Consider the following 875-nt stretch of genomic DNA (forward strand, 5'->3'; position numbering starts at 1 on the left):
TTAATGAGATGGTCACTCCCTCCTTCCCGGTACTATGCTGAGGATAGGCTTTCATTCGGAGAACTATCATGGAAAACATTGCGCTCATTGGTATCGATCTGGGTAAAAACTCTTTCCATATTCATTGCCAGGATCGTCGCGGCAAGGCTGTTTACCGTAAAAAATTTACCCGGCCAAAGTTAATCGAATTTTTGGCGACATGCCCGGCAACGACCATCGCAATGGAAGCCTGCGGAGGCTCTCACTTTATGGCACGCAAGTTGGAAGAGTTGGGGCATTTTCCAAAGCTGATATCACCACAATTTGTCCGTCCATTCGTTAAAAGTAACAAAAACGACTTTGTCGACGCCGAAGCTATTTGTGACGCTGCATCGCGTCCGTCTATGCGTTTTGTGCAACCTAGAACGGAATCTCAGCAGGCAATGCGGGCTCTGCACCGTGTCCGTGAATCCCTGGTTCAGGATAAGGTAAAAACAACCAATCAAATGCATGCTTTTCTGCTGGAATTTGGCATTAGTGTTCCCCGAGGAGCTGCCGTTATTAGCCGACTGAGTACCATTCTTGAGGACAATAGTTTGCCTCTTTACCTCAGCCAGTTATTGCTGAAATTACAACAGCATTATCACTATCTTGTTGAGCAGATTAAAGATTTGGAATCCCAGTTGAAACGAAAGTTGGACGAAGATGAGATTGGACAGCGCTTGCTGAGCATTCCCTGCGTCGGAACACTGACAGCGAGTACTATTTCAACTGAGATTGGCGACGGGAAGCAGTACGCCAGCAGTCGTGACTTTGCGGCGGCAACAGGGCTAGTGCCTCGACAGTACAGCACGGGAGGTCGGACGACATTGCTGGGAATTAGTAAGCGAGGTAAC

The 875-nt window shown here is 48.0% G+C and carries 1 protein-coding gene; it reads left to right on the top strand.

All coding sequences use genetic code 11. The features are described from left to right. Nucleotides 1–68 precede the first annotated feature (68 nt). Nucleotides 69–875 (top strand): IS110-like element IS4321 family transposase (locus tag N6G83_RS54380; RefSeq protein WP_260524435.1); only part of this gene is annotated, 807 nt, incomplete at its 3' end.

This window comes from Serratia sp. PL7 (assembly GCF_945957435.1).